Origin of the sequence: Mucilaginibacter flavidus (assembly GCF_024055575.1) — a bacterium.
GTDB classification, from domain to species: domain Bacteria; phylum Bacteroidota; class Bacteroidia; order Sphingobacteriales; family Sphingobacteriaceae; genus Mucilaginibacter; species Mucilaginibacter flavidus.
The window spans coordinates 91,448-109,071 of record NZ_JAMXOE010000018.1 but is presented as its reverse complement, the minus strand read 5'-3'; the positions used below and the strand labels follow the sequence as shown (position 1 = coordinate 109,071).

The 17,624-nt window shown below is 43.6% G+C and carries 12 protein-coding genes; 4 read left to right on the top strand and 8 right to left on the bottom strand.

Features of this window, described 5'->3' with window-relative positions; translation table 11 throughout:
- The first annotated feature begins 162 nt into the window (after positions 1–162).
- From NAF19_RS22255 to NAF19_RS22240, 4 genes are all read left to right on the top strand, one after another.
- Positions 163–3,264: a SusC/RagA family TonB-linked outer membrane protein gene (locus NAF19_RS22255; RefSeq protein ID WP_252792549.1), complete on the top strand. Its 3,102-nt coding sequence runs from the start codon at positions 163–165 to the stop codon at positions 3,262–3,264.
- A gap of 37 nt (positions 3,265–3,301) precedes the next feature.
- Positions 3,302–4,879: a SusD/RagB family nutrient-binding outer membrane lipoprotein gene (locus NAF19_RS22250; protein ID WP_252792548.1), complete on the top strand. Its 1,578-nt coding sequence runs from the start codon at positions 3,302–3,304 to the stop codon at positions 4,877–4,879.
- A gap of 340 nt (positions 4,880–5,219) precedes the next feature.
- Complete coding sequence (locus NAF19_RS22245) at positions 5,220–5,963, top strand: outer membrane beta-barrel protein (protein ID WP_252792547.1); 744 nt, start codon at positions 5,220–5,222, stop codon at positions 5,961–5,963.
- 239 nt (positions 5,964–6,202) lie between these two features.
- Positions 6,203–7,003, top strand: coding sequence for a hypothetical protein (locus NAF19_RS22240; protein WP_252792546.1), 801 nt, complete (start codon positions 6,203–6,205; stop codon positions 7,001–7,003).
- Positions 7,004–7,097: 94 nt separating this feature from the next.
- On the opposite strand, the gene NAF19_RS22235 is transcribed toward NAF19_RS22240, so the two are convergent.
- The 8 genes from NAF19_RS22235 to NAF19_RS22200 form a co-directional block, all read right to left on the bottom strand.
- On the bottom strand, positions 7,098–7,691 hold the full coding sequence (locus NAF19_RS22235; protein WP_252792545.1) for a TMEM175 family protein: 594 nt from the start codon (positions 7,689–7,691) through the stop codon (positions 7,098–7,100).
- Positions 7,692–7,776: 85 nt separating this feature from the next.
- Positions 7,777–9,945, bottom strand: a complete 2,169-nt coding sequence (locus NAF19_RS22230) for an outer membrane protein assembly factor BamB family protein (RefSeq protein WP_252792544.1) — start codon at positions 9,943–9,945, stop codon at positions 7,777–7,779.
- A 220-nt stretch (positions 9,946–10,165) separates the two neighbouring features.
- Positions 10,166–11,122 carry a hypothetical protein gene (locus tag NAF19_RS22225; RefSeq protein ID WP_252792543.1) on the bottom strand — a complete coding sequence of 319 codons (957 nt, stop codon included), beginning with the start codon at positions 11,120–11,122 and terminating at the stop codon, positions 10,166–10,168.
- Positions 11,123–11,199: 77 nt separating this feature from the next.
- Positions 11,200–12,465 (bottom strand): O-antigen ligase family protein, encoded by a 1,266-nt coding sequence (locus NAF19_RS22220; RefSeq protein ID WP_252792542.1) that lies wholly within the window; start codon positions 12,463–12,465, stop codon positions 11,200–11,202.
- Complete coding sequence (locus NAF19_RS22215; RefSeq protein ID WP_252792541.1) at positions 12,449–13,570, bottom strand: DUF1972 domain-containing protein; 1,122 nt, start codon at positions 13,568–13,570, stop codon at positions 12,449–12,451. The genes NAF19_RS22220 and NAF19_RS22215 overlap by 17 nt, the downstream gene beginning before the upstream one ends.
- Positions 13,567–14,643, bottom strand: a complete 1,077-nt coding sequence (locus NAF19_RS22210; RefSeq protein WP_252792540.1) for a glycosyltransferase family 4 protein — start codon at positions 14,641–14,643, stop codon at positions 13,567–13,569. The genes NAF19_RS22215 and NAF19_RS22210 overlap by 4 nt, the downstream gene beginning before the upstream one ends.
- Positions 14,644–14,653: 10 nt before the next feature.
- Positions 14,654–15,616: a glycosyltransferase family 2 protein gene (locus NAF19_RS22205; RefSeq protein ID WP_252792539.1), complete on the bottom strand. Its 963-nt coding sequence runs from the start codon at positions 15,614–15,616 to the stop codon at positions 14,654–14,656.
- Complete coding sequence (locus NAF19_RS22200; protein ID WP_252792538.1) at positions 15,603–17,252, bottom strand: hypothetical protein; 1,650 nt, start codon at positions 17,250–17,252, stop codon at positions 15,603–15,605. The genes NAF19_RS22205 and NAF19_RS22200 overlap by 14 nt, the downstream gene beginning before the upstream one ends.
- Between the last annotated feature and the right edge of the window lie 372 nt (positions 17,253–17,624).

Here is a 17,624-nt window from a genome sequence, read left to right as displayed (position 1 = left end):
TACAAAAAATATCTGTGCGCTCGTTTTTTGATATCATTTTAACATTATCTTTACTAACCCTATCAATTATGCGGTATACTCCCAGTTGCTACGCATTAAATTACAGGAAATTGTTCTTATTTAAGTGCACAAAATTTACCTTTTACCTTCAAAATTCAGTCTATGAGAAAAAACATTTACTTTCAAAAAACAGCTTCTATCTCCAGAATTATTGTTTTACTAACAATTATTAACCTGGTATTTAACGGCGTCGCATTAGGCCAAAACACGGTAACCGTTACAGGCAAAGTTACCGATGCGCAAACAAACGAAACCCTGCCCGGCGTTACTGTAAATATTAAAAGCGGCAATAAGGCCGCGTTCACCGACGCTAACGGTGTGTACACTATTACAGTTGACCCGGCAGCCACACTGGTATTTGTTTATATTGGTTACAAAACAGTGGAATTGCCCGTTGCAGGCAAAACAGTGCTAAATGTTAAGCTGGATGCCACAAGCGAACAACTAAAAGATGTAGTTGTTACCGCTTTAAACATTAAAAAGCAGACCAGGGCACTGGGCTACTCTGTTACCGAAATTAAAGGATCATCGTTTACCGAAGCCCGCGAAACAAACTTTGTGAACAGCCTTGAGGGCCGTGTTGCGGGCGTAAACGTTAGCAACGTGGCAACCGGGCCCGGAGGTTCGGCAAATGTGGTTATACGCGGTATATCTGATATTACTGGCTCAAACCAGCCATTATATGTAATAGATGGTATCCCGATGCAAAACAGCAATTACCGGCAAACCGATGTTGGCGGCGGCTACGGCGGCGCAGATGGTGGCGACGGCACTATCAATATTAACCCAGATGACATCGAAACTGTAACTGTTTTAAAAGGGGCAGCAGCATCAGCTATGTATGGTTACCGCGGCAGCCGTGGTGTTATATTAATCACCACCAAATCCGGCAAAAATGCCAAGGGTATCGGCGTCGAAATCAATTCGAATTACGTTATTCAGAGTGTAATTGATAATACCGACTGGCAGAAAGTTTACGGTCAGGGCTCGGCAGGCAATAAACCAACAAGCGGCAATGATGCATTTGAACTCGGATTGTCAAGCTGGGGGGCAAAGCTCGATGGCTCACAAGTTTTTCAGTTTGATGGCGTTGAGAGGCCATATTCGGCAGTTAGCGGCAACATGAAACGCTTTTACAAAAATGGCGGCGCGGCTACCAACACGGTAGCGCTAAGTAAAGCCTTAGGCGACGACGGGAGCCTTCGTTTTTCGGCAAGCGACCTGCACAACAACAGTATTATACCTAATGCAGGCTATCAGCAGCAATCATTTTCGCTATCGACCAATTACAAGTTCGACAAGCACCTCTCGTTGCAGTTAAAAGCGCAATATATTAATGCGTTTACGCATAACAGGCCCAGCGTGTCTGACGCAGCCGGCAGCCTGAACTTTGCCCCTATGTTTTTACCGGCCAACGTAAACATTACCTCGCTGGCCCCCGGCTATAAAGCAGATGGATCAGAAAACCAGTTTTTGGATGATGCTTATACAACTAACCCTTATTTTGTGGCTAATAAATTCATAAACAATACGCGGCGAAACCGTTTTATAGGGTCGGCAGATGCTAAATATACTTTTGACAACGGCTTTTACCTGCAGTTCCGTGCTGGCGAAGACTATTTTGCCGACCGCAACACCATAGTTACGCCTAATGGCACGGCCTATCAAAGCGATGGCGCGATGACTGAAGAAAACATCAAATCGACAGAGTTGAACATCGATGCAATTATGGGCAAGGAATTTAAAGTAACAAAGGATTTTAACGTCAGCGTATTATTGGGTGCCAACTCGCGCAAACAGGTTGTTGACCAGTTGGATGCTACAGGTAACACCTTTGAAACCCCTTACCTTTACACCGTAGGCAACCTGGCCAGCCCAACCGAATATCAGGCTAACCCGGTAGTTGTAAATAAATCTATTTACGGAACCGCCGATCTTTCGTACAAAAACTACCTGTACCTAACCGTTACCGGTCGTAACGACTGGTATTCCACCCTGGCGCCAGGTAAAACAAATTACCTGTATCCATCGGTAAGTGGTTCGTTCGTGTTTTCCGAACTGTTGCATTTGGATTGGATGGATCTTGGAAAACTAAGGTTAGGCTACGCCAATGTAGGCGGCGAGGCTGATCAGCCTTATCAAACCTTACTCGGCTATAATAATATTGGTAACCTGAGCGGACACGCCATAGGCAATATTGCTAATGGCGGCACTGTGCCTAATGCCGCACTAAGGCCATCATCAGCCCGGGAGCTTGAAGTTGGTACCGAGATAACCATGTTTAAGAACCGTTTACATTTTGACCTAGCCGTTTATGATAAGAAAGTAAGCGATGAAGTTATACCGGCCGTTACATCTAAAACATCGGGGTACGATGCTGTTTTGTTGAACTCAGGTACTATACAAAACAAGGGTATAGAGTTTCTGGTATCGGGCTCGCCTGTAAAAACACAAAATTTTACGTGGACGGAAACGCTCAACATCACCTACAATCAAAACAAGGTATTGTCGCTTTCAACCGGCTCAACAAATTACCCGCTCGGTTACTCACGTGCAGGCGAGGATGAAGGCAATGGTATTGCTTACATGTCGCAGGTGTTGGGTAAATCGGCGTACCAGATTTTTGCTTTAGACCCTGCACGCGATGCCAGCGGCAAACCAATTATCGACCCAACAACCGGTGCACCCAACCCAGCCTTTGCTACCTATAAAGTTTTAGGTTCGGGTATAAGCCCGCTTACAACCGGTATTACCAGCGATTTCAAGTACAAGCGTATTAACCTTTCGGTATTGATCGACGGTAAATTTGGTGGTAAAATATTTTCGGGAACCAATTATTATGCCTACACCTATGGTTTAACCAAAGAAACCCTGGTTGGCCGCGATTTGCGTTATGGCACCGAGCAATTATACCCTCAGGATTATTATGCGGCCATGAGCAACAATGGCTCGATGTTTTTATATAACGATAGTTTTATCAAATTGAGGCAGATCGTACTGGGTTACACTTTCCCTGCAAGCATGTTTAATAATAAAATACAGGGAATTTCACTCAGCGTTGTGGCGCGCAACGTGCTTACTATTATGAAGCACACGCCTAATATCGACCCTGAATCGAATTATTCAAACGGCCCGCAAGGTATTGAACAGGCCGAAGTGCCTTATACCCGCACGCTCGGTTTCAACCTAAACGTGAAATTTTAAGATGATGACTATTGAAAAACATAATAAACCGCTTAACATGAAAATTCAATATAAATCCATACTTGCAGTCGCCGTTATATTGATGGCCTTTGCATCGTGCAAAAAGGACTTGATAAAAACCAATACCGACCCAAATTCGGTGTCGGTTAATGTGTTCGACCCTAACAATATTTTAACTGCTACCCAGCTTTACTATACCGGCAGTACCGATAACGCTATCGAGGTTGAAGAAACCGAAATACAAGGTGCAGGATGTATGATTCAACATTGGGCGTCAACATCTGCCTACTTTTTCGGCGATAAATATACCGGCGCGCCAACAAGCGGCGGCTGGGGTTCTTTTTTCGATCATACTTACACATCTACCATAAAAAATGCTGTCGACTTGTATACCAATACCAAAGGCAAGCCCCAGTACAAAAACCTGCACCAGATTGCCCGGATAATGAAGGCAATGGCGTTTGAGCGTATAACCGATGTTTATGGTGATGTGCCTTACTTCCAGGCAGGGCAAGCCTATACCAAAGGCATTTATTTTCCGAAATATGACAAGCAAAAGGATATCTATACAGATTTATTGAAAGAAGTAGAACAGGCAACTGATAGCCTCGACGCTACCGCGGACAAACCTACCGGCGACTTATTCTATTCACAAGCAGGCGACCAAATTGGCGCGTGGAAAAAATTCGGCAGCACATTATTATTGAGGATAGCTATGCGGCTAACCAAGGTTGATCCAAATACAGCAAAAGCCTATGTAACTAAACTGGCCGGCAAAACTATGCAAAGCAACGATGATATCGCAATAGTTGCACACGGCACTAACGACCCGCTTACCATTAACCGCATTTACCGTGGTATCGGCGAAGATGGCGCCATCCAGCTGTCAGGGCAAATAAGCAATACATTTATTAGCTTTTTAAAGGATAATAACGATCCAAGGCTGCCTGTACTCGCTTACACCTACCCGCCTGACTTTGCCCCGGGCGGCGACCCTTCAGGCGGTTCAGCTGATCCTGCGGACCAGCACGGATTGTACAATGGTTATGATAATGGCGCCACTGCCCATGGCATCGCTAATTCTCCGGATTGGCTGGGCGCCGTGAATTTGTACTCGCGCCCCAGCCCCATTATATTCAACGCAACCGCACCAACGTTGATTTTAACTTATGCTGAATCAGAGTTTTTGCTGGCTGATGCAGCCTCGCGCTGGGGAATCGGCGATGCACAAGAACACTACAACAATGGCGTACTTGCGGCCATGACACAATATGCTGTTTTTGGCGCTGCCGGCGTTGTTGCCGACGCTGACGCACAGCAGTATTTAGCAGACAATCCATATGATCCTACCGATGGCCTTAATATGATAAATACGCAATATTGGGCCTGCACATTTTTTGACGAGTACGAGGCCTGGGCAAATTACCGCCGAACCGGTTTCCCGGCTTTAATTCCGGTATCCTTTACCGGCAGCCAGTCGCCGGGGGCTATTCCGCGCAGGATGTACTATTCGTCGGTTGATAAGCAGGTAAATACCACAAACTATAATGCAGCAGTAGCGGGCATGCCCGGCGGGGATAAAGTAACCAGCCGGATGTGGTGGGACGTGCAATAAATTAAATTTAAGCTGCCTAAACTACCATATAAACAGCCGTCTTTTTAACGCAAAAGACGGCTGTTTTTACATTTCGGGGTAATTTTTGAAGGCTAAATATTGAAGTAATTAAACAAATTGTGCCGCAAATGATTTATTAGCCTTATTTTAGCGCCTTAATTGAGCCGGCGTGTTGGCGCATATTGTTAATGCCATAAGCAGCTTTATTACAGCTAAAATTTAACATTTTTTAAGATTTAATATGGATACTATTGCATTCCTTTACACGTTTGCATAACCGATGGAATTGCACTGGTAAAAATATTGACAAAACACAGGTAAAACGCCCTTACACCATAAAATGAAAAAAACGCTTACATTAATTTCAATTATTACTCTTATTTCTTTTTACGCTAAAGCACAAGACTCAGAACCTAAAGAATACGTTAAAAGCTATCTGGCCCTCATTGGCGGTGTTTCAACTCCTATGGGCGACTTTAAAAATACAACTTACGAAAATTTCAAGTCTGGGTTTGCCAAAAGAGGCATTGTTATGGGCTTCGAAGGCGGAGTTTACGTTTATAAAAACTTTGGTATAGGCGCACAATTAACTTTCCAGGATCAGGGCGAACTAACAATACCCGATGTACAAGTACTTGCCAACGGTTACAATAAAATATTAAAGGTAAACTCTACCCTGGTACAGTCGGTTGGTCGTTACCATAGCATTAACTTTATGGGCGGGCCGCAATATTCCTTCACTTACGGTAAATTCATCCTTGATTTGCGTGCAGATGCGGGCTTAATTAAAGTGACCTCAACACCCGTGTACACCATTTTCGTATCAAACAAAAACAACACTTCCACTACTATCACTCAAAACGATTCAAAAGGAAGTGCATTTGCCTATGGCGGTAACGCAGGCCTGCGTTGGGAGTTTGCTGAAGGATGGGATATTGGTGTGCGTTTTAATTACGTAAAATCCGACGGGATAAAAATCAGTACTACAGGCGATATTTCAGCATTGAACGGAACCGGAAGATTAGTAACAAAACAGCCAATTACTGAATTGCAAAGCACTTTTGGTATTGGTCTGCATTTCTAAGCGACATTAGTCAACTACTTAAAATACTAAAGCAGCTATGAAGATAGTTGCTTTTTTTATGCCGCTAAACCATTCTATTACGCCGTTACTATCAAATTTTTGTAGCATTTAACAAAAATGGATAACAAAATTTTTGTTTCTGTTTTTTTTCCGATAGATTTAACCTGCCCTGAATTAGATTAAATGATTGAAAAAATTGGCAGCGATAGCATTGCCCGGGCTGCAACCCTGATTATTATATGCTGAATTTAAACCTTCAACAAAAACTTTATTATACGCTTCGTTTTGCATCTGCCATGTGTTTTATTGGTCATGGGGCATTCGGCATTATTACTAAACCTATTTGGTGTAATTATTTCGCAGTAGCTGGTATAGGAAAAGTAGCGGCCTATCATTTAATGCCTTGGGTAGGCTCTTTTGATATTTTCTGCGGTATACTTATGTTGGTTTACCCACTAAGAATTGTCCCAATCTGGCTTGTTATTTGGGGCACTGCTACTGCGCTAATGCGCCCAATGTCGGGTGAGCCGTTTGCTGAGTTTATCGAACGTGCAGGCAACTTTGGGGCGCCACTTGCATTATTAATACTATCGGGTGGCGTGCGTTTAAATATCAAAAGCTGGTTCACTGTAGTTAATCCCGTTGAGCAACCGGATGCCAAAATGCTGACAAATGTTGTAACCTGCTTAAAACTGGTAGTGTTCCTGTTGCTTGCCGGCCACGGCTGGCTTAACCTTATCGAAAAGAAGGGTTTAATGGGGCAATATATTTCACTTGGCTTTAACAATCCGGCAACCACCGCACATATTATTGGTGCCTTAGAGCTGGCTGCGGCAATAACCGTTCTTATCAAGCCAGTACGTTCAGTCATCCTCGTTTTTTTTGTGTGGAAAGTCATCAGCGAACTATTTTATCCGCATTACGAAATATTTGAATGGATTGAACGCGGCGGCAGCTACGGATGCATACTGGCATTGTGGCTTACATTGGATAAAGCTGAAGTAAGGCAAATTGCAAATGGCAATTTGCAAATGGGATGATTATTGGGTCATTAAGTCTTTGGCAGATCAGGTAAAAGATTTGGGGTTAAGCATATGCATTTACCCCCTATCGTTTCAATTACTCAATGATTTCTTAATCACAAGACGGCTCTTCCCCTACTATCTTCTTTTCAATTCTTTTGTCGGGAATAAACCAAATACAGGCCACAACTATATATAGGGCGAAACTTATTTTAGGGTTAGTAAAAGAAATGGCAATTGCCGCTGCGTAAATGGCTGTTGACACCTTGCCTTTATAGTCTCTGCCCATTGCCCGGGCCAGTAAGGAATCTTTTCCAAGGTGCCGTACCAGCGTAAACATAAGAATAGTATACGCTATAGCATTCATTATCAAAACAATACCATAACAGGTAACAGGCCACCGTGCAAAATAGTTCTCGCCCATCCAGGCGGTAACAAAAGGGATTAGCGAGAGCCAGAAAAGTAAATGCATATTGGCCCAGAGTATTGCACCATTTACCGATTGCACGGCCTGCAGCATGTGGTGATGGTTATTCCAGTAGATGCCAACGTATATGAAGCTCAGTACATAGCTAAAAAATACCGGCACCAATTCACGGAGTTCATGGATGTCGGCCCCTTTTGGTATTTTAAGCTCCAACACCATTATGGTGATAATGATGGCAATCACCCCGTCACTAAATGCCTCTAAACGTCCTTTTTCCATTTGGCTAAATCAAAATAGTGCAACAAAATAGGAATTTAAGCGCAAAGCAGGAAGACCAAAGCTAAAAAAGCATATTGAGGATATATCAGTCCGGTAAGGCAAAACAAACGTAGCTATCGCCCGATTTGCTGCCGATTTTGCCACCGCCACATGCAATAACCACATATTGCTTACCATCAATTGCATAGGTCGCCGGTGTAGCATAACCCGCAGCCGGCAATTTTGCCTCCCACAGCTGTTTGCCTGTTTTTTTATCGAACGCCCGTATCTTTTCGTCCTTTGTTGCAGCAACAAATACAAGGCCGCCTTTGGTTACCAGCGGGCCGCCGTATAACTCTGTCCCTGTAATCGGAATGCCTTTTTTAGTCAGCTCAGGGTACTCGCCCAATGGTACCTTCCATAATAATTTGCCGGACGTAAGATCTACCGCATCCAAAGTCCCCCACGGCGGCTTAATACCAGGGTAGCCATCTTTATCCAGGAAACGGTTGTAGCCATTCATTACGTAAGGGATGGCGCTTGCGGCGCTTTTAGTAACCGGCTCTTTGGGCGGTTGCCTGTTAGCCGGCTCTTTTTCGGGCAGCTTTAACACAAACGCCAACAGCGCCTTTTTTGCGTCAGCGGGGATTTGTTTAAATGACGGCATCATATTGCGGCCATTAGCTATAAGCTTGCTTACCTGGTCTTCGGTGTACTTCTTGCCGATATTTACCAACGATGGGTACGATGTGCCGTTACCCTTTAGTTGGGGGCCATGGCACGATATGCAATAGTTGTTATAAACAGTATGACCAATTCCATTTAACGAATGGTCGTAAGTATTTTTAGGTACGTCAATCATTACCTGCGCCCAGGGCATTTCGCTATTGCTGATATACATTATTTTGGATTCAGGATCAACTGCCGCACCACCCCATTCGCCGCCGCCGTCAAAGCCCGGGAAAATCCAGTCACCGTCCTTACTAGGCGGAGTAAACATGGTATTATATTTTACTTTTTTATATTGGGCCAGCATAGCCGCATGTGTTTCGGGGCTGATATCAGAAACGTCTTCGGGGCCAAAATGCTGCCTGGCAAATGGATGTGGCAATGTTGGGATAGGTTGAGTTGGCCAAACATGCTCGCCCGGCGGGGCATTTTGCGGCACAGGCTTTTCCTCAATCGGGAAAATTGGTTTCCCGTTTGTCCTGTCGAACATGAAAATATAGCCATGCTTGCTTATTTGCGCAACAGCCTCAATTGTTTTGCCATCGTGCTTAATGGTAACAAGGTTGGGGTTTGCTGCAAAGTCGCGGTCCCATAAATCATGATGCACAGCCTGGAAATGCCAAATGTATTTCCCGGTCGCTGCGTCCAAAGCTAAAAGAGAATTGGCATAAAGGTTTGATCCTTTGCGGTTACCTCCATAGAAATCGCCACCAATTGAACCAGTTGGAATGTATACAATACCTCGCTTTTCGTCGAGCGACATACCGGCCCAATTATTTGCGCCACCCAATCGCTGCCAGGCATTTTTATCGGGCCATGTTTCATAGCCTTTTTCGCCCGGCTGCGGGATGGTATGGAAAATCCAGCGCAGCTTGCCCGTCATTACGTCATAAGCGCGTACGTGGCCGGGAGCGGCATCTTCCGACTCAGCAACCCTGGTACCTACAATTAGAATATCTTTATAAATAACACCCGGCGTGGTGCCCGATACAAACGATTTGGTCTCTTTACCCAAATCCTTTGTTAAATCTATGTATCCGCCTTTGCCAAAACCCTTTACAGGCTGGCCGCGTTCGGCATCTATTGCATAAGTTTTTGAACCTACACTGTAAAATATCCGTTTGTTATCGCCTTTGTCATCGCTCCAGTAAATTACACCGCGGCAAACTTTATAATAAGCCAGCGGATCATCTTTTTTTGAGGTGTCCTGGCTTGCCGGGTCGAATATCCATTTTTTCACCCCGGTGGCCGCGTCCAAAGCAAACAGTTTTAGTTTGGGGCTGGTAGCATACAATATACCGTCAACCATTATGGGGTTGCATTGATTTTGGCTGCGGTTGGCACTATCCATATCGCCCGAACTAAATTGCCAGGCAATTTTTAACCTGGCTACGTTGTCAACCGTAATTTGCTCGTTGGCCGAATACCTGTTGCCCTCCTTTGAACCGGCATAGGTGCGCCACTCTGTATTGTCTGATGAATGTTTTTTACAGGATGTAACGATGCCTAACGCAAGCAGAAAAAAAAATAGTACGGGAATTTTCATGTCGTAAAGTAGGCTTTATTTGGAGTTAATAAAGCTAATGAGATTCTGTTAAAAACAAAATAAGGTTTCTCTTCAGAAAATCATTAAAGGGTATAACGACGCGGTGCTTCTCATTTAATCGAGAATTGGTCTTCAGGTAAAGATTCATATATCAAAAGATTGACCGAATTCGGGCTACTCATCTGGTCGGAGACTTGAAGCGTCCCGGCGACTGCCGAAATCAATTCACCAAACTTTCCTCGTAGCTCCGCAATACCCTCGATACTCTTGCATAGTGCCTCAACAGCAATTTGCTCTGAAAATTCTTAGGGTCGGGTTTGGCGAAGTGCTTGCCTGTTTCCATGCCCATTATTATGCCGTGGTTGTTTACCTTTTTTTGCTCGGTCTTCTTTAACCACCTGTTACCGGTAATCCGCATCAGCATATCGTCAATTTTATTACCGGCTGGGTTGTCAAATAACAGTTCGACCAAATTTTTAAAAAAGCCTGTTCTAACCGGCTTGGCGCAAGCGATACGCATATTTTTGTTTGGAAGGTAATTTCTTGTCCACGCATTTGATGCAAAAAAGCTATCAAATATAGTGTCGCCCTGCAGCGGGATGAGTGTGGCTATTTCAATTGCGGTATAAATATTCTTTTCGGCAATTTCCAGTTGCTGCTCATCTATGTAATAATTCATACAAAACAGGTGCTCTTTATTAACCAAAAAGGTGAGCTTCTTAAAGCAATGCATTATAGTACGGGCTATCCACAACTTATTTTTGGCGGTGATGATAAACAGATCGATATCGGAATTGTCATCAGCGAAATTTTTGGACAGTGAACCGGATATAGCTATGCCGCGCACATAAGGGAAGCGGATGAGCAGGTTTCCCACTTTCCCGGCAACTTTTATTAGCTCCGCAGCCTTTTGGTTACCCTCATTACGGCGTACTACCAGGTACTGGTCGTTTTTTAATGTGTAGAATTTATCAAACCGGTGGATTATCCCGGCTTCGAGCAGCGAACGCAGGGCATCATCAAATACATCAAAATCGTGCTTATTCTTTAAGAACAAGTAAATCTCGGCCCTTGATAACGGATAATCAAACAGGTCGAAATAAGCCAGGGTTTCTAATATATTCTCTTTAATCACCGACAAGCTTTTACTAATTAAGGGATATGAAGGGTTTTGCATTTACTAGTTATATTAAAAATAGCTTACATAATAATGACGGTATAATTGTTTGTTAGGTTGCCCATGTTATTAACTATTTATGTTGTTTTTTCCGGTTTGATGGCCGTTGATACATCCGCGGTCGAAAAAATGAAAAACGAGTAGAAAAAAGCGTAATAAAATATACCCTTATCCACATCCAGCAAATTTTCCGAAAAAGATACGCAGGTGATTATCAGCATAAAAACAAATAAAAGCAGATCCTTTTGATGAAAGGAAACATTGAACCCAAACGCCAGTGCACCGAGATAAACTAACAACCCGATAACACCCGACTTTAGCAGGAAACTGAGGTATTGGTTATGGGCATTAAGGTTGTGTAAAAAAGAATTGTACAGCCGATTGGTGAAAAAGTTATCATGTAATAAACCCAGCTCGGTACCTGTGCCGTAACCGGCCACAGGCTTTTTCTCTATGAGCTTAACAATTACGTTCCAGCGCGCCAGCCGTGAATCCAATGACTCGCCCGGTTTTGCCGGCGATAGGTCTGTAGCCAACTCGGTTACATAACGCGCACGGAATGCGACCGATGATAAAATGCCGGCAGCCAGTAATACTGATAATGATGCAGCCATCATTATGTACCTGCGCCGTTTAACACCCTGTAATAAAAAATAAGGCACTGCAAAATTTACGGCTAAAAACAAGGCAATAAATACCGATTTTGAACTTAACTGAACCATTCCGCACGTAAGTATAACTGCGCAGGTCAAATACAACAGTCTTTTGTAAAAAACCTTTTCTTGTAGTAGTAGCAACAATAGGAAAACCAGCGCCAACCCTATCTGCATTGAAAAGAAAGTGGCATGCATACCGATTGGCTCCGAAAAATTATGATTGGCAAAATAGCCCGAAAACAACATGGAGTAAGGCAGTTTAAAATGCCTGATGGTAACCAATGCATCAATATAAAGGTAAAGCAAAGTCGCAGTGCAAACCAGCGCAAAAAACAGCAGCAGCTTTTCGCGGTACTTTTTCAGGTCGAAAGGATTAAGGCTAAATAATATGGGGATAACGAAGATTACCGCCCGTCGGCCAATCTCATCAAGCGCACCTTTCATATTGGCGCTGTATACGGCCGCTAACAGGGTAATTATAAAAACCGATTGTAGCGCCAGCATCCTTAAGTTAAAAACAGGCTTAATATTTTTTTTGCTGAGATGGATAAGGGTGTGGATGCAGTAGCTTATTAAAATTAGGTGACTGTAAAACTTGTCGAACGGCAGTGAGGCCATCAACAAAATGAGGTGGTAGTAGCTTATTTTGTTGGTAAGGGTGTCGTTTACCTTAAACAATCCGCTCATGTTTTTTACTTTGATAACATTCTATAATGTACTGCTCATATTGGTCAATTATCTTTTCCCAGTTAAACTGGTATTTAATTTTGTGCAGGTTATTACTAACCATCGTTTGTTCAATTTCCTTGCGTTGCACGGTTTCTACCAGGTTACGAACTTCTTTGGAATTAGAAAAGTAAAATGCATCGGTATGCAGCACTGATTTGTTAAAGGGGTTGTTGTGCGCAGCAATCAAAGCCTCGCTGGCCATGGCCTCTAGCAGCGAAGGGTTGGTGCCGCCAACACTGTGCCCGTGAAAATACAGGTAGGAGTTATTTTGCAGTGCACGCACCTTTGCTGTATCAAATATGGAACCTTTAAACTCAATGCGCTCGTCGTTTTTAAACTTATGGGTGATGAATTTGCCAAACTTGTTGCCCGTATCACCAAGCACTTTAAACTTGCGGTGCGAGCTGCTGTTGTTAAAGCCTTCCAGTATGGTCTCAATATTATTTTCGGGCTCCATGCGCGCCATCAGCAAAAAATAATCTTCTTTTAAGGCGTCGGTGCTGTCCACCTGCTCACGTTCCTCTTCCGAGAATAAATCTGCACCGTACGGGATATATTTGCTATTGACGTTGTATTTGTCGCCGAGGTATTGTTTGATAACCAGCGAGTCGGATATGTAAAACTCGCTGTACTTAACCGCCAGTTTTTCGGCATACTTTAAAAATTTCTGAACTTTTGGTGAGTATTTCGAACGCTTCCATTCCAGCCCGTCCATATTGGTGATGATGGTGCTGTTTGGCGGATAAAGCTTGCCCCAAACCGAACTGCTGGTGTAGCCCATTATCAGTATGGCATCAAACTGTCCTTTACGGGCATCGAGCATACAGTTTAAATCGTAAATAAATTGCCCGGCGGTGCCAACGAGGTATTCCGGGTCGTAGCAATGTTTTATATTCACACCATTCCAGTTATCTTTTTGATAAGGATGATTGTGCGAATTATACACCGTAACTTCATGTCCGCGTTTTACCAGCCCTTCAGAAACATATTCGGATATATGTTCAAAGCCGCCGTAGTAATTCGGAACGCCCCTTGTACCTAATATTGCTATTCGTAATTTCATGCTATAGCTACTAATTGATAAGCTTTAAGTGTTTGTTGTGCCGCCTGTTGCCAGGTATAGTTGTTCAGTATCCTGTTTAATAAATCTTCATTAAACGGCATAACGCTAGCCTCTTCCACCGCCTCAAGTATACTCTCCGGACTGGCCGGGTCGCAGTAGACCGCATCGACGCCAAAATAGTCGCGTGTGTCGCCTTTATTAGTTATTACTATATTACAATGCATTACGGTTCCCTCGATAGAACTTAAACCTGTAGTTTCGAACCAGCTGGGTAAAATGTGCACCTTAGCCCGCTGAAAATATTCCAGCAGTTCATGCTGCGGCAAGCGGTCGGCAAAGCTGATGTTGTCAGCCGCAATGTCCCGGCACTGTTGGTAATATTCCTGCTGGTTAGGTGCGGGCGCGCCAATAATTACCAGCTTAAAACGCGTATTGTTTAATGCTTTTATCAGGTTAAGCTGGTTCTTACGCCCCTCAATCCTCGCTACACAAATCACCAGGGTCCCGTCCTTTTCCATCGCGGTGTTAAAGGGAAACTTCTCAGGATTAATACCATTGGTAATTATCATATGCTTTACCTTGCAGGGATAGGTTTCCTGTACCCGCCTAAACTCCGATTCGGAATTGGGCAAAATGATATTGGCTTTATTCAATATCTCGATAATACTTTTGCGCTGGCCTTTCCACAGGTAATCGATACTCGAAAGGTAGTCCTTCCCCAAAATCCAACGGGCAACGGTTTTTAAATATTCCACCCCATCGGCAGGCAGGCGGGTGAATATGGCTCCTAAGCCACTACGGTTGTATTTATAATAATCGCCGTAGGTGCATAATATCGTCGATATTACAAATGGTTTTTTAGCCATTTTGCTGTGATACAAGATGTCAGCCGGGCGTATCAGGTTAAAAAAATGCAACAAATCATATTGTTCGTAGAATATCATTTCGTTCGAGAGCAAAATATCAACCCCAACCCCCAATGCGGTAAGTTGCCGGGCTGTTTGCACAACCTGGACAGTGTCCCCGCCGGGAACGGTGTATAGCGTCGATCTTGCTATGAATGCTACTCTCATCTTGTCATTGTTAAAACTTGCCTTGGCTAATGTTATGCAGCCAGGTAATAAACCGCTCCGGGAAATAGCTAATTGTATAAATCAGGTAGTTATCCAGGCGCAGCGGGTGTAGGCTAATGGCCCTCACCATGTTCATACGTGCTTTTTCAGGCTGGTAATTATTCAGCAGGAATTTTTTACCGCATAAGGCATAGTAAGCCCCCTGCTTTATTTTTGGCGAATATTGTTTGCCGCCAATCTGGTAGAGCTCGTTCCCTTCAGCTTCTGTAATATTTTTGCTTTTTAAAGTGGAGTACTTAATAGCACGGAATTTACGTGTGCGCCACTTTTCGTCGATAGTTATTGATTCGGGATTCAGTCGTACCTTTATCAATGGCTGCGACAGGTTGCAGGCCTTCTCGTTTCTAAGGATATTCACCCATAAAAAATGATCCTCGTAGGTATAAGCATGCTCGTTATAGCCACCATTGTTAACCACAGCTTCCTTTTTGTAAAATACACTTGAGTGGATAAACGGGCAGATGGTATACTTCAACTGCTGGATTTCTTCGTTTAAATGTCCTTCGGGATGATGGGTGAAAATAAAATGGCCATCGGCATCAATATAATCAACCGCCGAGCCGATAATAGTATATTCAGGGTAGGCAGTGATAAACTCATACTGAACCTTCAATCGAGTTGGCAGGCAGACGTCGTCCGCATCAAACCGGGCTATGTAAGGTGCACGTGCATTTTCCAAACCCCAATTGAGTGCTGCAGAAACTCCTTTGTTTTCCTGGCTAATGAGCACTATGCGAGGGTCGCTAAATGAACGGATGATTTTTTCTGTGTCATCTGTAGAGCCATCGTTAATTATTAACAGTTCAAAATCAGTAAACGACTGTTCCAGCACCGATGAAATTGACTCACCAATGTACTTGCCGGCGTTGTAGGCCGGCATTAAAACAGTAACCTTTGGATTATTGATGTCCATAACTTGTCAGCGTTTTGTTATCGGCTTCCTTGATATTTAAAAACAGGAGCAACTCGAAAAACACAATTACCGACAGTTGCTCGAACCAGTAATCAGTAAAAAAAATCAGCAGTAAAAGCAGCAGTGCGGGCAGGCCATAAGTAAATGCTTTGGCATGCCGGGCGAAAAACCACACATAAAATATCGCGAAAGCCAATAACCCAAGTAAACCGTATTCGGATAATAGCTGGTCATAAACAGAATTTGGGCTGTTGGTTAACGAATGTAAACTGGCACGGCGACCAAAAAAGTTGAGATAAACGTCAAGATGGTTAGTCAAAAAATCAGTATTGATATAAGCATGATTTTGCGGATAGCCACCCGCAAAGCCAAAACCGGTGGCCCTGAAAGCCAGCTTCGATGAAAAATTACCCATCCCGGCACCGGCTACTATTTTCGCTGGATGTTGTTGAAAGAAAGCTGCTGTTTGGAAAAAAGTGATAACCTTACCGGGGCGACCCGGTTTAAAAGTTTTTTGTGCCGATAACGGCAAGCTGGCCGCATGCGCGTCGATAAAATTTAACAGCACGTGTTGTACAGGGGTTGTATCGACGATGGATTGATAAGGCAGCGAATTAATATCTGCCGTATCAATAAATATCCTGCCCTGCTCTGTTTTTGGCAGTGCAGTAATGGTAGTTGGTTTTACCAGCGCCTGTTTTTTCCGGTGCGACCGCCAGATACTGTCAAGGTAATTTTGGGCGATTCTTTTCCTGGTTTCTTCCAGCGTTGGGACGTTGGTGCAGGTTACCGCTGCAACTGTTTTACTATCGCCGCCAACAGGGATTTTTATCGCCTCGTCAATTGTTTTAACTACGTATTTATCGTTTTGTGGTGAAATGCGACCAATAAAAACCACCATCAGCACCAGGCAAACCACGATAATGCTTTTTTGGTCGCGTGTGGTCCGGAAAATAAATAACAGCGAAAACAGCAGTATCAGCGACATATTCAGGAAATTGCTGCAGGTAAACAGCAGCACAACCATGCAAACGAGCACCATTGGATTATTTCTTCTTATCAAAAAGTAAAGAACCCCGAGCGCATTTAAGGCTGCATTGGTTGTGGATGTGTCAAAAGTGATTCCCTTTATGTAGTCACCCGTTCCGATAAAATATTTCTGGTATTCGCCCTGATAACGGTATGGGTTAAGTGCGCCAGTTTCCCAAACAATGGCGGCAAAATTAAAAAAGCAAACAATGGCGTTAAGAACGAAGAAAACCAGTATAGTTCGGTGTATGGTTTCGGTTTCACTATTTTCAACCGCCAGTTTAACCTGGTGTATGGCTAGCAGGCAAAGTAGCCAAAAGCCCATGCCTGTGATGAAAACGAGCAGGTAATCAGGATTTGTGTACCCTTTGTTTATCACCAGGCTGATAAGTGGGATGAGCATTATCAGTGGGTAAAACAGCGGGAGTCTTGAATTTTTAAAGCTAAAGCCGAACTTGAAATCGAAGCGAAGCAGGTAAATGATAACTATTGCTGCAATTTTAATCCCCGTTTTTACATCCAAAAAAAGCAGCAAAAACAACAGCAACTTCCAGTCGATACGGTTTATGGACTTTTTTAAATTAAACACAGCAATAGGGTTTAACATCAATACTTAATTAATCGCGTTTAAAAGGAGTTAATAGTTTCAATAGAAATTACGTATCGAATCCAAAAAGGGTTGCCTGTGTAGCCCACAAAAAAGGCACTCTCACCGGTCTTGTTTCCGCGGGCTCTTTTGCAGATACCCCTCGCTGGATAAACCTATCCATCCCAGTATTGCAGTATGGTTTTATGTTCACTGTTCACAGTGGAACATATGGAACAGGGTGGAACGGCGAAACAACGGCCCGGGACACCAAAAAGCCTGTTTCTGCCTTAATAACGCACTTTTAACCTTGTCTGTTACGTCGAAAAACACGAAAAGTACTGACAAATTAGTGTCAGTACTTTTCGTAAAAACTGCTTATCTCCTGCGTAA

What these genes read in the sequence shown, in the direction of transcription:
- NAF19_RS22255 (WP_252792549.1), top strand. Translation starts at nt 163, where the DNA reads ATGAGAAAAAACATTTACTTTCAAAAAACAGCTTCTATCTCCAGAATT.
- NAF19_RS22250 (WP_252792548.1), top strand. Translation starts at nt 3,302, where the DNA reads ATGAAAATTCAATATAAATCCATACTTGCAGTCGCCGTTATATTGATG.
- NAF19_RS22245 (WP_252792547.1), top strand. Translation starts at nt 5,220, where the DNA reads ATGAAAAAAACGCTTACATTAATTTCAATTATTACTCTTATTTCTTTT.
- NAF19_RS22240 (WP_252792546.1), top strand. Translation starts at nt 6,203, where the DNA reads ATGCTGAATTTAAACCTTCAACAAAAACTTTATTATACGCTTCGTTTT.
- NAF19_RS22235 (WP_252792545.1), bottom strand. Translation starts at nt 7,691, where the DNA reads ATGGAAAAAGGACGTTTAGAGGCATTTAGTGACGGGGTGATTGCCATC.
- NAF19_RS22230 (WP_252792544.1), bottom strand. Translation starts at nt 9,945, where the DNA reads ATGAAAATTCCCGTACTATTTTTTTTTCTGCTTGCGTTAGGCATCGTT.
- NAF19_RS22225 (WP_252792543.1), bottom strand. Translation starts at nt 11,122, where the DNA reads ATGCAAAACCCTTCATATCCCTTAATTAGTAAAAGCTTGTCGGTGATT.
- NAF19_RS22220 (WP_252792542.1), bottom strand. Translation starts at nt 12,465, where the DNA reads ATGAGCGGATTGTTTAAGGTAAACGACACCCTTACCAACAAAATAAGC.
- NAF19_RS22215 (WP_252792541.1), bottom strand. Translation starts at nt 13,570, where the DNA reads ATGAAATTACGAATAGCAATATTAGGTACAAGGGGCGTTCCGAATTAC.
- NAF19_RS22210 (WP_252792540.1), bottom strand. Translation starts at nt 14,643, where the DNA reads ATGAGAGTAGCATTCATAGCAAGATCGACGCTATACACCGTTCCCGGC.
- NAF19_RS22205 (WP_252792539.1), bottom strand. Translation starts at nt 15,616, where the DNA reads ATGGACATCAATAATCCAAAGGTTACTGTTTTAATGCCGGCCTACAAC.
- NAF19_RS22200 (WP_252792538.1), bottom strand. Translation starts at nt 17,252, where the DNA reads ATGTTAAACCCTATTGCTGTGTTTAATTTAAAAAAGTCCATAAACCGT.